The sequence below is a fragment of the Nocardia sp. NPDC052254 genome (genome assembly GCF_040679495.1).
Classification (GTDB): domain Bacteria; phylum Actinomycetota; class Actinomycetes; order Mycobacteriales; family Mycobacteriaceae; genus Nocardia.
The window spans coordinates 13,407-27,962 of sequence record NZ_JBFAUW010000003.1 but is presented as its reverse complement, the minus strand read 5'-3'; the positions used below and the strand labels follow the sequence as shown (position 1 = coordinate 27,962).

Below are 14,556 nucleotides of genomic sequence, written 5' to 3'. Positions count from 1 at the left end.
GCTCGTGCTCGCCGGGACCGGAGCACCGATGAGGAACGGAATCCCCCCATGGATATGCGCACAACACCCACAGTGGGTAGGACGTCGTTCACACTGCATTTCACCGGATATCTGTATGCGGTCGGATTGCGTGACGCCTTCGCCGATCTGATCGTCCGGCACGAACAATTACGCACGGTCTATCCGATGTCCGGTTCCAGCGCCGCGCCGCGGGTGCTGTCGGCCGGTTCATCCATCGTTCCCCGGCTGGCTCCGGTTCCGGTGACCGCGATGGCCCTGCCGGACACGATCACCGAATTCCTGGACGAGGAGAACGCCGCCGCGCTGTCGCTTCCGGTCCGGGCGAGGCTGTTCCGGCAACTGGGCGAGCTCGAGGACATCCCGCAGCATCTGCTGGTGGTCACGCTCCGGCGCGCGGCGGCCGACCGGGTGTCACCGGCACTGCTCGCCCGCGATCTCATGACCGCGTATGCCGCGCGGCGCCGCAACCTCGCCCCCGCCTGGGATGTCGTGCGGGCGCCGCGCCCGTTGCGTGTGCACGAACTGCGCGGTGTGCGGTTGATCGAATAGGCGAGCCTCAGCGCCCGAGCGCTGCGGCCAGCCGGTCCAGGAAGGGGCGCTGCCCGGAGCCGAGCTTGGTGCGGGCGAGTTCGAGATCGATCCACTCGGCCCGGTCGAGTTCCGGAAACGACTGCGTGCGCCCCGATTTCGGTGGCCACTCCATCTCGAATGTGCCCGCGACCATCGTGGCCGGGTCCAGATCGCCGCCCAGTGCCCACACCGTCACCTGCTTGCGGGAACGCCCGCTGCCGTAGCGCACATCGCCGAGCGGAATCCACTCACCCGCCGGAACCGCCAGTCCCAATTCCTCGCTGAATTCCCGCGCCGCGGCCGATCGCGGGTCCTCGGCGTCCGGTTCGTACTCACCTTTCGGGATCGACCACGCGCCATCGTCCTTGCGGGCCCAATACGGACCTCCCATGTGCCCGAGCAACACCTGTAGCTCCGGGGCGGATCGATACAGCAGAACTCCCGCACTGAACTTCGACGCCGCCGCTCCGGTCATGGACGCAGTGTGCCTCATCGGCAACGGTCCACCGGCAGCGACGGCGCCGCGACCCGGCTGGGCCTACTCACCGATCCCGGGTGCGGTGAGGTCGTAGACCTTCGTACCGCCGAGATCGGTTGCGCGGTAGTGCTGCTCGACCCATTGCGTGATCCGCGTGGCCTCGGAGGTGTTCCGCGAACCCGGTCCACCGCGCTGCGATCCGATGAAGTAGTGGATTCGGCCCTGCGCCACGTCGTCGCGGAACTGTTCGAGGGTGGGCGCGGGATCTCCGCCGCCGAATCCGCCGATCGGCATCACGGCATATCCGGAATCGAGCTGCAGATCGGCCGCACCCATGGAACTGACCGCCGCGGCCGCCCAGGTGTAGCCGGCGCCATTGTGCTTCAACAGCTCGACCACCTGCTTGTTCGCCTGACCACCCATCCCCGGACCGCCCCGGTGCCCGGCATCGGCGGCCGGCCCCGCCGGGTCGCCGTGCCGGTCGGATCCGTCCCGAGGCGCAGTGGCGTCCGGACCGGTTCCCGCGGGTCCACCAGGACCCGTCGCTTCGCCACAGTCACCGGCTGGTCCGGCTCCGGGCGCGCCCGGCCCGGCGGGCCCGCCCGGAAGTTCGGGCGCACCCGGGAGTTGCCCGGAGGTCGATCCGCCCGGACCGCACATCGGACCGGGACCACCGGGGCCGAATCCGAACCCGCCGGCCGTCTTCGGACCGGCCAGCACGATTCCGCCATTGTGACCGGTGGCGATCGTGTCGATCGAATAGGCGATCGGCCCGGCCAGGGCGACCAGGACGGCGAACACCGCGGTCCCCGCCGCCACGCGCCTGGGCTGTGGAACGAGCAGCGCCAGGGTGCCGACCACACCACCGATGCCGATGACCCACCGCAACCAGGGCACGAAATCCGGCGTCCGGTTCAGCAGGACAACCGCGGTCCCGGCCGTCAGGGCCAGGGCGAATGCCAGGATGAGCCGAACCCACAGGCGCTCACGCCGACGCCACAGCAGCACGGCCCCGATGGCGGCCGTACCGGCGACTCCGGGAGCCAGCGCCACCGTGTAGTACTGGTGGAAGATCCCCTTCATGAAGCTGAAGACGAGCGCGGTGACCAGTGCCCAGCCGCCCCACAGCAATAGTGCCGACCGCTTCGTATCGGTGCGGGACGCCTTGCCGCACAACACCAGAGCGGCGACGAACAGCACGACCGCGGCGGGGATCAGCCAGGCGATCTGACCACCGACGGTTTCGCTGAACATGCGGGTGATACCCGCCTCGGATCCGAAAGACGGCCCGTGACCGTGACCACCGCCGGGTCCGGGGCCCGGCCCCGGAAAGCCACCACCCCCACCGGAATCCAGTCCCAGCCGTTGCAGCCCGTTGTAACCGAGCGTCAGCTCGACGATCGAATTATGTTGTGAGCCTCCGAAATACGGGCGTGAATCGGTAGGCCACAGCTGCGCGACCAGGACCCACCAACCGGCACCTGCCACCAGCGACACCCCGGCCGTCAGGAGCTGCAGCAGTCGCTTGCCCAGTTGGGGCGGCCCGGCGAACAGGTAGGTCAGCGCCAGGGCCGGCACCACCAGCAGCACCTGCAACTGCTTGGCCAGAAAACCCAGCCCGACGAAGCCGCCGCACAGCACCAGCCAGCGCCAGCGGCCGTCCTCGAGCGCCCGGGTCATCGCCCACACGGCCGCGACCATCAGCAGCACCAGCAGTGTGTCGGGGTTGTTGTAGCGGAACATGAGGGCGGCGACCGGTGTCACCGCGAGGGCGAGCCCGCCGAGCAGCCCGGCCGCGGGCCCGAAGGTGCGCCGCAGCGTCGCCCACAGCAGCGCCACGGCCGCGACGGCGATCAGCACCTGCGGAACCAGCATGCTCCAGCTGTTCATCCCGAAGACGCGCGCCGAGAGCTCCATCGGCCACAGCGAGGCCGGTGTCTTGTCGACGGTGATCGAGTTACCCCAATCGGAGGAACCGAAGAAGAACGCCTTCCACGATTTCGCACCGGACTGCACCGCCGCCGCGTAGAACGAGTTCGCCCAGCCGCTGGCACCGAGATTCCACAGATAGGCGACTGCGGTACCGACCAGCAGCGCTCCCAGACCCAGCCATTCCCAGGGCACAGGCCGGGTACCGGGAGGTCGGCCGGTCGTCGTCGCGCCGTCCGCCGGCCGATCCGGCGCGATAGCAGTTTCGGTCATGGCAGACATCATGGCCGGTGTCGCCGGTGCCAGGCTGGGACGACGCTGGGAGAAGTCTGTGAACAGGATGTGCCCGAGGTCACCGGCCGTGGTGAACGATCAGCGGAGTTCCCGGATCGTGCTCGGTCGGCAGCCCGTGTCCGGGCACGACGACCCGGGCGGGTTGTGCGGCGAGTTGCCGCGCGGTGCGCAAGGTCATGTCCTCGTCATGGTTGAACACCGCCGGTAGCACCTGCGGACCCACATACTCGGCCAGTGGATGTCCGGTGACCAGCGCGTCGCCGGTGAACAGCACCTGTTCCGACGGCATCAGGTACGCGGTGTGCCCACTGGTGTGCCCCGGCGACGGCACCAATGCGAATCCACCCGGCAAGGCGGCCAGCGCGGCCTCGTCCCCCACGGTCGCAGAGGGGACACTCATTCCGATGTGACCGATGATGGCGCGCACGGTGTGGGTGACCCAGCGACGGCCCCGAGCGTTGCTCAGCTGCCGGATCATCGCCGCCGGGGTGATCTGCTGCAGATATTCACGCTTGGCGTGGCGGACCTCCTCGGCGCCGGTGTAGACTGGCATACCGACCTGTTCGACCAGAGCGGGGATCGCGCCGATGTGATCGAGATGGGCGTGGGTCAGCAGGACCGCGGCGACGTCGGTGACCGAATGCCCGATCTGCCGTACCGAGTCCAGCAACGCGTCGCTGTCGGCCGGATACCCGGCATCGACGACTGTCACTCCGGAACCGTCACTGACCAGCGCCCAATTGACATTGGTGCCGGCCACGACGTAAACGGAGTCGGAGACCTGGTCGATCTTCACGAAGTGATCCTCACTGCCGGATGCGATATCACCAGCCAGTGTTCCAGTTCCACCCGTTCCTGCCGGGCACCCAGTTCCGTTTCGCGCCACAGCTTTCGGGTGACGCCGTTCGGATGAGATTCGTTTCGTGGTCGGGATGACAGGATTTGAACCTGCGACCCTCCGCTCCCAAAGCGGATGCGCTACCAAGCTGCGCTACATCCCGTTCTGTCCAGCTGCTCCGCTGGCGCCTCCCGATGACGGGATACGACGGCCGAGGATTGCGGACAATCCCCTCATCGGAGCGGGTGACGGGAATCGAACCCGCACCATCAGCTTGGAAGGCTGAGGTTCTACCATTGAACTACACCCGCAGGCATACGACATCGATGGGATCGCCACGATGTCGTCTGCGTGTAGGACTGTACCGAACTTCACTTCCGGAATGCCAATCGCATTCCCGGATTTCGCGCCGGCGTCGCGTGCGGCTCGCTCGATACCCCGCTCGAGCACCACAGCGGCCGCCCGTCGGCGACCGCGGAGCAAACGACCCCCACGACCGGCTACATTCCCCATTCCTGGCAAGCCCCCTGCCGAACAAATTCCACTGCCCGCCCGAATCCGCTTCGATCGCACCCGTCGAACCGCTGCATCTCGGGGCCGGACGCGCCCCATCATCACGCTGTGATACTCGTCACCGACGTGCACATTTCCGCGACCTGCAGATATCGACGCCGCGGGTGCTGACCTGGGACGAGAACACATAGCGACGCCTCAGCCACCCCGGAATGAACAGCTCCGTCAACACGCCGTGAGCGACACACCGACGTCGATGTAACGCCGCAGGCCCGATGGCGATCACACTGCCGATCGCCATTCGTGAGGTACCGGAACAGGTTGTAAAACAGCGTTTTTCGGTACCGGGTGGCTTGCTAGGATCCTTTTTGCCGGACGGGGGTATCTGGAAAGGGGGCGGTGAGCGTGCGCCGAAGGTGTACTCGACCGCGAAGCTGTGAGCGCGTTCCGGAGGGCGTAACCGGCCGGAGCGCCGACGCCGACAACGTCTGCGCGAGGTGATCGGCCATGTCTGGCGGGATCGACGCACAGACCGCCGCTCTCCTGGCGGCGACCACACGGGACTGGGTCCGTGCCGTCTACCCGGGTAGTGGGCTGACGGTCGCACCCGAACACCTCGAGCAGGTGTTCGGCGGAATCGTCGACGAATTGTTGAACCTTGCACAATCGGAACCGTTCCCGGTTCCGGCCGCGCGCGCGATCGGGCTCCGGCTCGCCGAGGCTCCGTTCGACGGCACCCGCATGCTGGCGCCCGCCACCAGAGCCCTGCTGGGCTTCGCGCCGGGCGACTACGGCTCGCTGGTGGCCACCCGGTGGCCGTTCGTGGCCAGCCACGCCATCGACAGTTACGCCGAAGCCCTCCAGCAGCGCGCTCTGGCACAGCAGGAACGCAATCTGACCGCGGCGGTATCGGTACGGGTCCAGGAGATAGCCGAGCTGCAGAACCGATTGCGGCACGAGGCGACCCACGACGCCCTCACCGATCTGGCCAATCGCTCCCTGCTGCAGGAGCGGGTGCGGCTGATGGCCACCGACCACACCCTCGGCGTCGGGCTACTGCTGATCGATCTGGACGATTTCAAGCAGATCAACGACGGTCACGGCCACTCGGTCGGCGACGAGGTCCTGGTGGAGATCTCCCGTCGGCTGCGCGCGGCCTGCCCGGACGACACGGTCGTATGCCGTTACGGCGGCGACGAATTCGTCCTGGCGCTGCCGGCCCGTCGCAACAGCCTGGCGGAGATCGCCATGCGGATCCTGACGGCACTGCACGATCCGGTTCCCACCTACGCCGGCCCGGTCCCGGTTTCGGCGAGCGTCGGCACCGCCTACGCACCGCCCGGGCGGCCATGCGATTTCCCGGACCTGCTGCGCAGTGCCGACCGGGCCATGTACTCGGCGAAAACCGCCGGTAAACGCCGGTTCGCCCTGTCCGAACCGGACGGTTCCGATGGCGATCCGGGCGGTTTCGAAACCACCCGGATCAGCTACGACGCCGCCGTCGCGGGCTGATTTAGCAATCATTCAGCAAACGACCGGCGGGTACTCTGGTCCCCGTGTGGCTGCTGCTGATACTTCTGATCGTCGTGCTCATCGCCGTCGTGGCGATGTCGGTCGCGGGGCGTTCGAGCCAACGCACTCGCCAGGACACCCAACTCGCCGACGCCAAGGCCGACGCGCGCCGGCTCACCGAACGTCTCGGCGGGCAGGTGTACAACCTGACCGGCACCGACCAAGCCTCCAAACAGGCCCTCGCCGACGCGGGTGAGCGGCTCAATGCCGCGGGCTCGCAGATCGATCAGGCCACCACCGTCACGCAGGCCCGGCTGGCGAAGGAAACCGCCGTCGAGGGGCTGTACTACGTGCGCGCGGCCCGGACCGCCATGAATCTCGATCCCGGACCGCCGGTCCCCGAATTGGATGGGCAGCGCTCGGCCGGACAGGTCACCGAGGATCGCACCGTGGACTTCGACGGCCGCACCATCGAAGCCTCACCCACGGCCACATCTCGGACGCCGAACTACTACCCCGGCGGCCGGGTCGCCGGACGCCCGGTTCCGGCGGGCTGGTACTCCGAGCCGTGGTGGAAGACGGCACTGGTCGCGGGCGCGTGGGGAGTCGGCTCGGTCCTGCTGTTCGACGCGCTGTTCAGCGGCATGCACGGTGTCGGCTACGACGCTGCCGGATTCGAAAACGGTTACGGCGCGGGCTATGACGCCGGATTCGACGCCGGTCAGGATTCGGGCCAGGGCTTCGACGGCGGCGATCCGGGCGGGAACGACACCGGCGGTTACGACGGCGGCGGATTCGACCAGGGTGGCTATGACGGCGGCGGATTCGACGGCGGCGACTTCGGTGGCGGCGACTTCGGTGGCGGCGACTTCGGTGGCGGCGACTTCGGTGGCGGCGACTTCGGTGGCGGCGACTTCGGTGGCGGCGGATTCGACGGCGGTTTCTGATCCCTCACACCGGCTGGCACGTGGGGCACCAGAACAGATTTCGCCCTTCCAGCACAGCATGTGCCACGGTGTTTCCGCAGATCCGGCAGGGTTCGCCCGCCCGACGGTAGACATAGGTGCGCGGCTTGCCGACCGTATACGAGGGCGCGCCGCGATCGTGTTCGGGTCGCACCACCACGATCGCTCCCTTGCGCACACCGACTTTCATCAGCGCGACCAGATCGGCCCACACCGCGGCCCAGTCCTCGGACGTCACGGCACGCCCCGGACGCTGTGGCGAAATACCGTGCCGGAACAGCACTTCCGCACGGTAGACATTGCCGACCCCGGCCACCACCGACTGATCCATCAACAATGCCGCGATCGAGCGGTTCGAACGGCGGATGCGCTCGATCGCGCGGCCGGGATCGGCGCCGCGGCGCAACGGATCCGGTCCGAGCCGAGCGGTCAGTGCGTCGACCTCCGGGTCGTGCAGCACCTCACAGGCCGTGGGCCCGCGCAGGTCGGTGCCGTACAGCGAGGTCTCCGCCCGGCCCGCACCGATCATTCGCATCCGGACCTGCCCGACCGGCTCGCCGAGCGGCGCCGGTGATTCGGTGAAGGTGCCGTACAGACCGAGGTGAATGTGCACGACCAGGCCCGAATCATAATGGTGCAGAAGGTGTTTCCCCCATGCCTCGGCCTTCGTCAGCGTGGCACCGTCGACCAGCGCCGCACCGTCGGCGAAACGCCCCTGCGGGCTCGATACCCGCACGAGGCCACCGGCGAAGCGGCGCTGATGCAGCTTCGCCAGGCGATGCAGCGTATGTCCCTCAGGCATCGGTAGAAATCCGTCCCACTGCGACCGGCAGACGACCGGCGGGCCGGGCACGGCCCCCGGCCACGTCGATACCTCTAGCTCTGCACCGCCGGCGGCTGACCGGACTTCTCGTATTCGGCGATGATGTCGATACGGCGCTGATGCCGGGGCTCGTCCGACCACGCGGTCGCGAGGAACGCATCGATGATCGCGAACGCCTCCTCGGTGCTGTGCATGCGGCCGCCGATGCCCATGAGCTGCGCATTGTTGTGCTGCCGGGCCAGTTTCGCCGTTTCCACGCTCCAGGCCAGCGCACAGCGAGCACCGGGAACCTTGTTCGCGGCGATCTGCTCGCCGTTACCGCTGCCACCGAAAACGATGCCGAGGCTGCCCGGATCGGCGACGACACGACGGGCGGCATCGATGCAGAACGCCGGGTAGTCGTCGACCGCGTCGTACTCGTGGGCCCCACAGTCGACCACGTCGTGGCCGGCCTGTGTGAGGTGGTCCTTGACTTGGTTCTTCAGTTCGAAGCCGGCGTGATCGGCACCCAGGTATACGCGCATGGCTGAGATTGTGTCAGGCGGTGTGTACGCCGCCGCATGGGGTTACCGCAATCGCACCACATCTGGTGGACGGCGAATTCTCTATAGAGTTCAGCTCATGCAGTCCGACGATCAGTGGGCCAATCAGTCACCACAACAGGCGCAGGGACAAGGCTGGAATCCGGTGACCGGAATGGCGGGGTGGGATCCGAGGCTCGGGCCACCGGGATGGGGTCCGCAACAACCGTTCTCGCCGCCGCGGATTCCGCCGTATCAGCAGACGCGGGGGCTGTCGCCCTGGGGGATGCCGGCGCGGCACATCTGGGAGATCCCGCTTCTCGTGGTGGTGATCCTGCTGACGACCGTCGGGTATCTGATCGCGCTGCTGTTCCTGCTCGTCGGCGCGGTCAACTATTACGTCCTCCTGTTGATCCTGGCTCCGGTTCTGCTGTGGTTCGGCCGCGGCCAGAACTATTCGGCGCAACGGCTCAACGCGGTGAAGATGTCGCCCAGCCAATTCCCCGAGGGATACCGGATGGTGGTGGAGGCCGCCGGGCGCTTCGGTATGGCGACCGTGCCGGATGCCTATGTGCTGCTGGGCAACGGGCAGATCAACGCCTTCGCCTCCGGGCACGGCTTTCGCCGCTACGTCGTGGTCTACAGCGATCTGTTCGAGGTCGGCGGGCAGGCTCGTGACCCCGATGCGCTGGCGTTCATCATCGGCCACGAGGTCGGTCACATCGCGGCCGGGCATGTGTCCTACTGGCGACAGCTGGGAATGTTCCTGGTGCCGTTCCTGCCGGTGATCGGCAGTGCGCTCATCCGCGCTCAGGAGTACACCGCCGACAATCACGGCTTCTGCAACCGCCATATCGGAGCTCCGGGAGCGATGAAGACCCTGGCGGGCGGCAAATACCTCAATTCTCTCGTCGATTTCGACGAGATGGCCGACCGAGCGCCCCGGGAGAAGGGCTTCTTCATCTGGGTGGTCAATGCCATGTCCTCGCATCCCGTGCTCACCTGGCGCATGTGGGCGTTGCGCGACCGCAGCCGGCACGGGCGGATGTTCCTGCGCCCCAGCGCAGGGCCACCGCCACGCGCGACCACCGCGCCACCGCCGTATCCGCCGGTCGCCGGTCCGCCACAGCAGCTGCCACCGGCCGGAGCGCCGACCGAGAGCGGCGGCTACACCGGATACGGCGAATATCCGGGACTGCCTCCGCAGCAGTGACCATGCCAAGGTGGTGCGGGGTGCGAACCATCGCGCCCCGCACCGTATGCGAGCTCAGTCGAACTGCGGATCCTCGGTGCGGGTGCGCTTGAGTTCGAAGAAGTGCGGATAGGACGCGAGCGCGACCGCACCGTCCCACACCTTGCCGGCTTCCTCACCGCGCGGAATTCGCGACAACACCGGACCGAAGAACGCGGTCTCGTTGATGTGGATGGTCGGTGTGCCGACGTCGGGCCCGACCTTGTCCATTCCGGCGTGATGGCTTTCGCGCAATGCCTCGTCGTACTGGGTGTCGGTGGCCGCGTCCGCCAGTTCGGCGGGCAACCCGACCTCGGCGAGCGCATCGGCGACGACCGCTGCCAGGAGATCGATGCGATCCTCGCGCTCGTACTCCTCCCGGCGATTGTGGATTCGGGTGCCCATCGCCGTGTACAGCGGCGACAGCACCTCGTCACCGTGCTTCGCGGCCGCCGCGATCGCCACCCGGACCGGGCCCCACGCCGACTGCATCATTTCGACATAACGCTCGGGCAGGTCTTCCCGGCCCTCGTTGAGCACGGCCAGGCTCATCACGTGGAAATGCGTCTCGATATCGCGCACCTTCTCGACCTCCAGGATCCACCGGGAGGTGATCCAGCACCACGGGCACAGCGGGTCGAACCAGAAATCGACACGATCGGTGGAACCGCCGCCGGTGGTCGTCTCATCACTCACGTCTCGTCCTCTCCACAATGTGGATCCGATCGGCGGCAGCCGCCTGCCACCGCCCTCGATATTGCTCAACGCCGCAATGTTGTCGATATTTCCCGATCGCGGCGCGTCGCACAGTAGGGTCGGGGGCGACCCTGGTTGCCGCTGCCCGGAGGTTCTCCCCCATGACCACAGATTCCAGGTTCGTCGTCGTCGGCGGTGGTCTGGCCGCCGCCAAGCTGGCGGAGTCGCTGCGCGACAACGACTTCGATGGCACCCTCACCGTGATCGGTGCGGAAACGCAGTTGCCCTACGAACGACCACCGCTGTCGAAGGAACATCTGCTCGGTAAGCAGTCGCTCGCCGACTTCACCGTCCAGCCGGAGCAGTGGTATCGCGACCACGAGGTCGAACTACTGCTCGGCACGACCGCCGGCACCATCGACCGATCATCGAAAACCGTTGCGCTGCCGGATGGTTCGACCCGGCCCTACGACAAGCTGGCGCTGGCGACGGGTTCACGCTCGCGCCGGCTGCCGATTCCCGGGTCCGATGCCCAGGGGGTCTACATGCTGCGCACCATCGAGCAGTCCGACGCCCTGCTGTCGATGTTCGCCTCGGCCCGGCGCCTGGTGGTGATCGGTGCGGGATGGATCGGCCTGGAGGTCACCGCCGCCGCCCGCGCGGCGGGCCTCGAGGTGACGCTGCTCGAGGTCGGCGCGGTGCCGCTGCAGGCCGCTCTCGGCGACGAGATGGGTGCGGTCTTCGGCGCGTTGCATCGCGCGCAGGGTGTCGATCTGCGCTGCGGTGTGAAGGCGGCCGAGATCGTCACCGCCGACGGCCGGGCCACCGGGGTCCGGTTGGCCGACGATTCGGTCGTCGATGCCGATGCCGTGCTGATCGCGGTGGGTGCTCGGCCGAATATCGAGATCGCCGCCGACGCCGGACTCGCCGTCGAGGGCGGAGTGCTGGTGGACGAGAGCCTGGCCACCAGCGATCCGGATATCGTCGCCGTCGGCGATATCGCCGATCAGCAGCATCCGGTGCTGGGGCAGCGCGTCCGGGTCGAGCACTGGGCCACCGCGCTGAATCAGCCGGCGGTGGCCGCGCAGACCATGCTCGACCGCGCCGCGACCTACGATCGGCTGCCGTATTTCTTCACCGATCAATACGACCTCGGAATGGAGTACACCGGTTTCGTCGCACCCGGTACCGAGACCTCGGTCGTGGTGCGCGGCGATACGGCGAAACGGGAATTCGTGGCATTCTGGCTCGATTCGGGAAACCGGGTCCTGGCGGGGATGAACGTCAACATCTGGGACGTCACCGATCGGATCAAGGAATTGGTCCTGAGCGCGGATGCGGTGGATCCGCGGGTCCTGGCCGACACCTCGACGCCATTGTGACCGCGGTGCCGGCTCGGATATGTCGAACCGCGGTCGCCGGTTCCGACCCGACTGTGCGCGTGCCATGGCGGCACGCCGTCGAGCCGAGGAGATCGCCATGAAGTACATCCTGCTCAAGACCCACAGCCCCGCCGCACACTGCGATATCCCGATCGGGGAATGGCCGCCGGAGGACATCGCGGCCCATATCGAGTTCCAGCGTGCCCTGGGCCGGGCGCTTCGCGATTCGGGTGAGCTCGTCGACGCGCAGGGGCTGGCCTTTCCGGATCAGGCGCGGATCGTCCACTCCGACGGCCGCTCCGCGCCGGTGGTGACCGACGGCCCGTTCCCCGAGACGAAGGAGTTCCTGGCGGGCTACCTGATCGTCGATGTCGATCGTCCGGAGCGAGCGCTGGAGATCGCCGCTGAGGCATCGGCGGCGCCCGGGCCCGGTGGCGCGCCGACCGGCGAGTACATCGAGGTGCGCGCGATCATGGCCGATCCTGGGAGTGATCTCTGAGCGGGAGCTCATCCGAACCGCCGGTCGCGCCCAGTTCGCAGGAAGTGACGGCACAACTGCGCGAAGCCGGTCCGGCGGTACTCGGAATCCTGGTGCGACGCTACGGCGATTTCGATGCTGCCGAGGACGCCGTGCAGGAGGCCATGGTCGCCGCGTCGACCCAGTGGCCCCGGCAGGGACTGCCCGGAAATCCCCGCGCCTGGCTGCTGCAGGTGGCGCAGCGCCGGCTGATCGACGCGGTGCGGTCGGAGATCTCCCGCCGCAACCGCGAAGAAAGCGCCGCACGACGGGAACCCCCACCAGCCGAGGACGATTCGGTGCGCTCGGCGGATCACTCCGCCGACGACACCTTGACGTTGCTGGCGCTGTGCTGCCACCCCGAGCTCTCTCCCGCTGTCGCCGTCGCACTCACCTTGCGGGCGGTCGGTGGATTGACCACGGCGGAGATCGCCCATGCCTTCCTCGTACCGGAAGCAACCATGGCGCAGCGTATTTCGCGCGCGAAGAAGCGGCTGGCGGCATTGCCGCGGCCGTTCGCGGAGACCGGGGAAGCCAACCGGTGGGAGCAGCGGCGGGGACCGGTCCTGCACGTGCTGTACGTGATGTTCACCGAGGCGCACACCTCCACGGGTGGCGACACGCTCTATCGCGCCGATCTCGCCGCCGAGGCAATTCGACTGGCGCGCAAGATACATCGACTCCTGCCCGATGATGCCGAGGCCACGGGACTGCTCGCGGTGATGCTGCTGACCGATGCCCGCCGCGCGGCCCGGCTGGGGCCACGGGGCGAACTGATTCCGCTCAGCGAACAGGATCGCTCGCACTGGGACCGTGATCACATCCGTGAAGGACTACGGCTGGCGACGGTGGCCGTGAATGCCGGCCTCGGTGGCCCCTACCGGATCCAGGCCGCGATTGCCGCGCTGCACGCGCAGGCGGCGCGTCCCGAGGACACCGATTGGCAACGGATCCTGCTGCTGTACAACATCTTCGAACAGTTGTCGGACAATCCGATGGTGCGTCTCAATCGCGCGGTGGCCGTCGCCATGGTTCATGGGCCCAGCGCCGGACTGACGGCGGCGAACGATCTCGCGGACCGGCTGCGCGGGAATCACCGGCTGGACGCGGTGCGCGGGCACCTGTACGAAATGGCGGGCGAGCAGGCCGCCGCGATCGAGTCGTACACCGCGGCCGCCCACCTGACCACGAGCACACCCGAACGTGATTACCTCATGTTGCGGGCGGCGCACCTGCGCGCGCCGTGAGGCCGAAGCCGCTCAGGCCCAGGTGTTTCCGGTGATGCGCTGATAGGCGTCCATGTACTTGTCCCGGGTGACCGCGACGACATCGGCCGGGATCTCCGGACCGGGGGGCTCCTTGTCCCAGCCGGTGGAGGTCGCCCAGTCGCGGACGAACTGCTTGTCGAAAGAGCGCTGGGCGCGGCCCGGTTCCCATTCGTCGGCGGGCCAGAACCGGGACGAGTCCGACGTCAGCACCTCGTCGCCGAGAGTGAGGACATCACCGTCCCAACCGAATTCGACCTTTGTGTCGGCGATGATCACACCGCGCCCGGCGGCATGCTCGGCGCCGCGGGTGTAGATCTCGAGGGTCAGCGCGCGCAGCCGCTCGGCGACTTCACGACCTTCCTGGTTCACCACATCGTCGAAGGTGATGGGCTCGTCGTGACCGGCCGAAGCCTTGGTGGTGGGCGTGAAGATCGGTTCGGGCAGTTTGTCGCCTTCGCGCAGCCCGTCGGGCAGTGCCACCCCGGACACCGCACCGGTACGGCGGTACTCCTGCAGGCCGGAACCCACGAGATAGCCGCGCGCGATGCACTCCACCTGCACCATCTTCAGTGGCCGCACCCGCACCGCGCGACCGGCGAATTCGGCCGGCACATCGGTGGTCGACAGCACATGGTCGGGCACATCGGCGAAGTACTCGAACCACCAGTTCGACAGCTGGGTGAGCAGGGCGCCTTTGTCCGGGATCGGCGTCGGCAGCACCACGTCGTAGACCGAGACCCGATCGGAGGCGACCAGAATCAGCGACTCGCCGTCGGCATAGAGATCGCGCACCTTACCGGCGTGGATGTGCTTCAACCGTCCTCCTCGTTGCGAGCGCTGGCAGCAATACCCTACCCAGCACGGTCATCGGGCCGGACACCACATCGGGCGGGCAATCGTCGTGCACGGGGTGCGGGCGAGCGGTCGCCCCACCCGAGTGGGCCCGAACGTGGCATTGTGGGCACTGTCGCGCTTGCGCCCTCGGCAGGCTCCCCGAC

General features: G+C 67.7%; 14 protein-coding genes and 2 tRNA genes. 7 read left to right on the top strand and 9 right to left on the bottom strand.

Features of this window, described 5'->3' with window-relative positions:
- Positions 1 to 48 precede the first annotated feature (48 nt).
- On the top strand, positions 49 to 570 hold the full coding sequence (locus tag AB0L57_RS09380) for a hypothetical protein (protein WP_364959421.1): 522 nt from the start codon (positions 49 to 51) through the stop codon (positions 568 to 570).
- Positions 571 to 577: 7 nt separating this feature from the next.
- Here the strand turns inward: AB0L57_RS09380 and AB0L57_RS09375 are convergent, their stop codons facing one another.
- The 5 genes from AB0L57_RS09375 to AB0L57_RS09355 all read right to left on the bottom strand — a co-directional run bounded on the left by AB0L57_RS09375 (position 578) and on the right by AB0L57_RS09355 (position 4,441).
- A complete protein-coding gene (locus AB0L57_RS09375; RefSeq protein WP_364959419.1) occupies positions 578 to 1,066 on the bottom strand; it encodes an NUDIX domain-containing protein in 489 nt (162 codons plus the stop codon).
- 63 nt (positions 1,067 to 1,129) lie between these two features.
- Entirely contained in the window at positions 1,130 to 3,271 is a 2,142-nt protein-coding gene (locus AB0L57_RS09370) for a glycosyltransferase family 39 protein (RefSeq protein ID WP_364959417.1), read from the bottom strand.
- 79 nt (positions 3,272 to 3,350) lie between these two features.
- Positions 3,351 to 4,088, bottom strand: coding sequence for an MBL fold metallo-hydrolase (locus tag AB0L57_RS09365; protein WP_364959415.1), 738 nt, complete (start codon positions 4,086 to 4,088; stop codon positions 3,351 to 3,353).
- 128 nt (positions 4,089 to 4,216) lie between these two features.
- Positions 4,217 to 4,293, bottom strand: a tRNA-Pro gene (locus tag AB0L57_RS09360).
- A gap of 77 nt (positions 4,294 to 4,370) precedes the next feature.
- A tRNA-Gly gene (locus tag AB0L57_RS09355) sits at positions 4,371 to 4,441 on the bottom strand.
- A gap of 709 nt (positions 4,442 to 5,150) precedes the next feature.
- On the opposite strand from AB0L57_RS09355, the gene AB0L57_RS09350 reads away from it, so the two are divergent.
- Both AB0L57_RS09350 and AB0L57_RS09345 read left to right on the top strand, forming a co-directional pair.
- Positions 5,151 to 6,155 (top strand): GGDEF domain-containing protein, encoded by a 1,005-nt coding sequence (locus AB0L57_RS09350; RefSeq protein WP_364959413.1) that lies wholly within the window; start codon positions 5,151 to 5,153, stop codon positions 6,153 to 6,155.
- Positions 6,156 to 6,250: 95 nt separating this feature from the next.
- Positions 6,251 to 7,102, top strand: coding sequence for a GA module-containing protein (locus AB0L57_RS09345; protein ID WP_364960526.1), 852 nt, complete (start codon positions 6,251 to 6,253; stop codon positions 7,100 to 7,102).
- Positions 7,103 to 7,106: 4 nt separating this feature from the next.
- Here the strand turns inward: AB0L57_RS09345 and AB0L57_RS09340 are convergent, their stop codons facing one another.
- Together AB0L57_RS09340 and AB0L57_RS09335 are read right to left on the bottom strand one after the other, a co-directional pair.
- Positions 7,107 to 7,922 carry a DNA-formamidopyrimidine glycosylase family protein gene (locus AB0L57_RS09340; RefSeq protein WP_364959412.1) on the bottom strand — a complete coding sequence of 272 codons (816 nt, stop codon included), beginning with the start codon at positions 7,920 to 7,922 and terminating at the stop codon, positions 7,107 to 7,109.
- Positions 7,923 to 7,996: 74 nt separating this feature from the next.
- On the bottom strand, positions 7,997 to 8,467 hold the full coding sequence (locus tag AB0L57_RS09335) for a ribose-5-phosphate isomerase (RefSeq protein WP_364959410.1): 471 nt from the start codon (positions 8,465 to 8,467) through the stop codon (positions 7,997 to 7,999).
- 283 nt (positions 8,468 to 8,750) lie between these two features.
- On the opposite strand from AB0L57_RS09335, the gene AB0L57_RS09330 reads away from it, so the two are divergent.
- The gene (locus AB0L57_RS09330) at positions 8,751 to 9,677 is read left to right on the top strand and encodes a M48 family metallopeptidase (RefSeq protein WP_364960525.1); all 927 of its coding nucleotides are present in this window, start codon (positions 8,751 to 8,753) and stop codon (positions 9,675 to 9,677) included.
- A gap of 54 nt (positions 9,678 to 9,731) precedes the next feature.
- Here the strand turns inward: AB0L57_RS09330 and AB0L57_RS09325 are convergent, their stop codons facing one another.
- The gene (locus tag AB0L57_RS09325; RefSeq protein ID WP_364959409.1) at positions 9,732 to 10,391 is read right to left on the bottom strand and encodes a DsbA family protein; all 660 of its coding nucleotides are present in this window, start codon (positions 10,389 to 10,391) and stop codon (positions 9,732 to 9,734) included.
- 161 nt (positions 10,392 to 10,552) lie between these two features.
- Here AB0L57_RS09325 and AB0L57_RS09320 point away from each other — a divergent pair, with 161 nt between their 5' ends.
- From AB0L57_RS09320 to AB0L57_RS09310, 3 genes are all read left to right on the top strand, one after another.
- Positions 10,553 to 11,773 (top strand): FAD-dependent oxidoreductase, encoded by a 1,221-nt coding sequence (locus tag AB0L57_RS09320; RefSeq protein WP_364959407.1) that lies wholly within the window; start codon positions 10,553 to 10,555, stop codon positions 11,771 to 11,773.
- A 97-nt stretch (positions 11,774 to 11,870) separates the two neighbouring features.
- Positions 11,871 to 12,272, top strand: a complete 402-nt coding sequence (locus AB0L57_RS09315; RefSeq protein ID WP_364959405.1) for a YciI family protein — start codon at positions 11,871 to 11,873, stop codon at positions 12,270 to 12,272.
- Positions 12,273 to 12,316: 44 nt separating this feature from the next.
- A complete protein-coding gene (locus AB0L57_RS09310; RefSeq protein ID WP_364959403.1) occupies positions 12,317 to 13,537 on the top strand; it encodes a sigma-70 family RNA polymerase sigma factor in 1,221 nt (406 codons plus the stop codon).
- A gap of 12 nt (positions 13,538 to 13,549) precedes the next feature.
- On the opposite strand, the gene AB0L57_RS09305 is transcribed toward AB0L57_RS09310, so the two are convergent.
- The gene (locus AB0L57_RS09305; RefSeq protein WP_364959401.1) at positions 13,550 to 14,374 is read right to left on the bottom strand and encodes a phosphoribosylaminoimidazolesuccinocarboxamide synthase; all 825 of its coding nucleotides are present in this window, start codon (positions 14,372 to 14,374) and stop codon (positions 13,550 to 13,552) included.
- Between the last annotated feature and the right edge of the window lie 182 nt (positions 14,375 to 14,556).